At 44.6% G+C, this 3,830-nt stretch carries 4 protein-coding genes and 1 tRNA gene; 4 read left to right on the top strand and 1 reads right to left on the bottom strand.

Annotated features, from left to right (window positions below; all coding sequences use genetic code 11):
* Nucleotides 1-437 precede the first annotated feature (437 nt).
* Nucleotides 438-526, bottom strand: a tRNA-Ser gene (locus ACLUXO_RS10000).
* Between the two features lie 144 nt (nt 527-670).
* On the opposite strand from ACLUXO_RS10000, the gene ACLUXO_RS09995 reads away from it, so the two are divergent.
* From ACLUXO_RS09995 to ACLUXO_RS09980, 4 genes are all read left to right on the top strand, one after another.
* Nucleotides 671-850, top strand: a complete 180-nt coding sequence (locus tag ACLUXO_RS09995; RefSeq protein WP_412137422.1) for a hypothetical protein — start codon at nt 671-673, stop codon at nt 848-850.
* A gap of 423 nt (nt 851-1,273) precedes the next feature.
* Nucleotides 1,274-1,882 (top strand): GTP pyrophosphokinase, encoded by a 609-nt coding sequence (locus ACLUXO_RS09990; RefSeq protein WP_412137421.1) that lies wholly within the window; start codon nt 1,274-1,276, stop codon nt 1,880-1,882.
* A 2-nt stretch (nt 1,883-1,884) separates the two neighbouring features.
* Entirely contained in the window at nt 1,885-2,553 is a 669-nt protein-coding gene (locus ACLUXO_RS09985) for a response regulator transcription factor (RefSeq protein WP_412137420.1), read from the top strand.
* A gap of 2 nt (nt 2,554-2,555) precedes the next feature.
* The gene (locus ACLUXO_RS09980; RefSeq protein ID WP_412137419.1) at nt 2,556-3,815 is read left to right on the top strand and encodes a sensor histidine kinase; all 1,260 of its coding nucleotides are present in this window, start codon (nt 2,556-2,558) and stop codon (nt 3,813-3,815) included.
* The last annotated feature ends 15 nt before the right edge of the window (nt 3,816-3,830 follow it).

Here is a 3,830-nt window from a genome sequence, read left to right as displayed (position 1 = left end):
CAAAAAATGTCAGCCGTATAGTTTGAGTTGTAAAATCCTGGGAAATTAGCATTTAAGGCAGAGGGATGCTGAAAAATAGGCAACTGAAATTTTGATAAGGGTGGTAAAGTAGTATGACGTCGGAAGCACAAACCCGGGCTAACGCCAAGTGGAAAGAGAAAAATAAAGATAGGCAGCGTATCTATCGGTACAGATCCCAAGCCCGAAAATTCATTAGGGACCTGGCAGACAAGGATGATTTGCTAGAGCTTCAGCAAATGATAGAAGAGCGGTTAAAGGAAATCTAGCAAGCTAGTTTAAGATAATAATTTTGGTTTTCTCACTGTAAGAGAAGACGAAATCGTAAAGATCTCATTGGTGAAACAGGCTTGAATTAGTCTTTTTTTGCTAAAGAAAAACCAGCAGTTTTGACTGCTGGTTTAAAGGTATAAAAAGTGAGGAGAGTACAGGATTTGAACCTGCGCACCAATTCAACATTGGTTCGGCGGATTTCGAGTCCGCTGCATTACCGCTCTGCCAACTCTCCAGAACATTTATTATTATACTGTAAAGTTGAGCAAAGTAAAAGAGCAGGGGAAGAAATTCGCGGAAAAACTGAGGGATCAAATGTAACCGGTTTACTCTTGCGCAAGCTTCTTTAAAATTTTTTAACGGAAATGATGTGATTGACATGGATGATAAAAAAGATCAAATTAAATCATTTGTTGAATTTGTACTTTTCGTTGTCATAGTTTTTGCCTTTGGGTGCTGGCTTACTTCAATTTTTATAGATTATTTTGGCTATATTATCGTTGGCGGCATCATTTGCGGAATACTTCTTGTCGGTGACCTATTTAGCCACTTATTTTAATATAGCAAAGTAAATTCTTTATACAAGCATTGGCGATACTTGATGGTGCCGTCCTTTGGACACTGTTGACGTGTATTCTCCACGTAGGTAAATGGGAAACTGGGGAAAGGCAGTCTCTAATGAAAAAGTATATACATGAACATCGTGGTGATATTATCGCATGGGTTGTTTCAGTTATCTGTGTTTCTATTTTTGTTGATAAATTTGGCTGGATAATTAAGAATGCTGTTTTAGCCTTTTTTATTTCGGCTTTGATCATAGCTCTATCAATTCTGGACCTTTTTTCATGATGTATTACTCTCAAGTCTAGATAAAAGATCCCCCCATATATGCCGGGATGATCATAAGTTTCCCTTAAAGCACAAGCAAATTTCAAGGATCTTTGGTAGAGTAGAGGTAATAGAGAAGGAGTGAGGGACAAATATGAGTATTTACGGAAAGTATGCTGACTATCTTCCACAGATCCTGGATTCTGTTTTGCAGCAAGTCCAGGGCATCGGACAGGAATATAGTGCAGAAAATGGGCAAAAGCTATATGAGCACCTGGAAGGCCGCGTCAAAGGCGAAGAAAGCATGACGCAAAAGTGCGAGAGAAAAGGTCTACCGCTGACGCCAGAGTCTGCATTGATCGAAAACCGGGACGCAATCGGCCTCAGAATTGTCTGCAACTTCATTGATGATATCTACACTTGCATTGACTTGTTGAAGAAGCAGGACAATTTCAAAGTTATTAAGGAAAAAGACTACATTACCGATGCCAAGCCAAACGGTTACCGGTCATACCACTTGATCATGGAAGTAGTCACTCCCTTTGAAGACGTCCACGGCAATAAACCTGGCACCTACTACGTTGAAATCCAGCTGCGGACAATTGCTATGGACACCTGGGCCAGTCTTGAACACGAAATGAAGTACAAGCATGACATCAAGAATCCTGAACGTATCAGCAAGGAACTCAAGCGGGTTGCTGACGAACTGGCATCTTGCGATGTAAGCATGCAAACGATCCGCCAACTGATCAAGGAAGGGTAACTATGAAAATTCTTTTAGCTGAAGACGAAGCACAACTGAACAGAGTTTTGACGGTCGCCATGCAAAAAAGCGGCTACGACGTTGACTCAGTTTTTAACGGACAAGAAGCCGTCGATGCTGTCAAAAAGCATCCCTACGACGTCATCATCATGGACATCATGATGCCCGTCAAAAATGGCCTGGACGCGGTCAAGGAAATCCGCGCTACTGGCGACAAAACCTACATTATGATGTTGACGGCCAAGTCTGAAATCGATGACAAAGTAACCGGCTTAGATGTCGGTGCTGACGACTACTTGACTAAGCCGTTCTCCTTAAAGGAACTGCTGGCCCGCCTGCGGTCAAAAGAGCGCCGAAGCGAGGACTACAACAGCACACAAGAACTGAATTACGACAACCTCAAGCTGGACCTCAACTCCCAAGAGCTGTCCAGCAACAACTCCATCAGCCTGTCCAAGCAGGAAACTGGCTTGATGCGCTACTTCTTGCTCAATCCTGGCAAGGCCATCAGCACGGAAGAACTATTCAACCATGTTTGGAAGAATGAAGATGAAAGCGAAGACGTGGTTTGGGTATACATCTCCTTCCTCCGGTCCAAGCTGGCTTCAATCGGGGCAAATGTCCATATTTCCGGCGAAAAGGGCGGTGAGTTCTGCCTTGAGAGGGCCTGATCATGATTAAAAAAATCAGGCGGCGCTTTATCTGGCTGGCGACGCTATCGCTTTTTTTGGTCATGTTTTTCTCTTTCTCCAGCTTGATCGGCATCAGCCTTTTTGAATCCAGCCATGAAGCTGACCAAGTCCTGTCCATCATTGTTAAAAATAATGGCCGACTGGACGAGGTCCAAGCCAAAAAGCGGCTAGGCGATCAATACAATAAGGAAGGGATGTTCAAGTACCGCTATTTCACGGCTAACATCAATACGAAAAAGCAGACTTTGACCGTAATTGACGCGGACCACATTATCGGCTATTCGATCAACTCGGTTTCCAGCCGGAAAAAGCAGATCTCCAGGCGCCTGTCAGCTGGTCAGTTGAAGGGGACGGTCCACTCTAATGGAGTCCGCTTCCGCTACTTGGCTAAAAAGATTTCTGCCAACAAGTACTATATCTGTTTCATTGACTTGAGTCCTTTGATGCAGTCAGCGCTTTTGCTAGTGAGATATGCCTTGATTTTCACTTTCGGCGGGATTTTGTTTTTTGTCATCATTATGGTCCTGCTTGCCGACAAGGCAATCCAGCCGATCAAGGATGCCTACGACAAACAGCGGCGTTTTATCACCAATGCCGGTCACGAGCTGAAGACACCTTTGGCCGTAATTAGTGCTAACGCTGAAATGGAAGAGCTGCTGGGCAATGATGATGAATGGAATGAAAGCACCAAAGAGCAGGTGGTGCGGATGACCGGTTTGATCAACCAGCTGATCACTTTGACCCGGATGAGTGAACCGGAAGAGATCGTTTTGTCAAAGGTCAATTTTTCAGACGTTACCAAGGAATCTGCGGATTCATTTAAATCGGTTCTGGCTAAGGATAATAAAAAGTATGTCATCAGCATCGATCCGGATCTCTACATCAATGCCGAACAGCGCAGCCTGTTGGAACTGGTTAACATCTTGATCGACAACGCCCAGAAGTATTGTGACCCCGAAGGCGAAGTCATGGTTATCCTGGCCAAGAGCCGGCTTAATCAGAACGCGGTTTTGACGGTCACTAATTCATATAAGAATGGGGCCGGGATCGATACCAACCGCTTCTTTGAACGTTTCTACCGGGAAGACGAATCCCACCATTATGATCAGAAGCAAAAGAATGGTTTTGGGATCGGCTTGTCCATGGCCCAGGACCTGGTCGCTGCTTTTGGCGGCAAAATCAATGCCAGCTGGTCGGATGGCGTGATGAACTTCACGGTAACTTTCAAGCGGGTCCACTAAGAGCACTCCCTCGCG

Source organism: Lactobacillus delbrueckii subsp. bulgaricus, from assembly GCF_046938665.1.
GTDB lineage: Bacteria > Bacillota > Bacilli > Lactobacillales > Lactobacillaceae > Lactobacillus > Lactobacillus delbrueckii_C.
The sequence above is the reverse complement of the archived record's forward strand: the minus strand, read 5'-3'. Positions and strand labels throughout refer to the sequence as shown.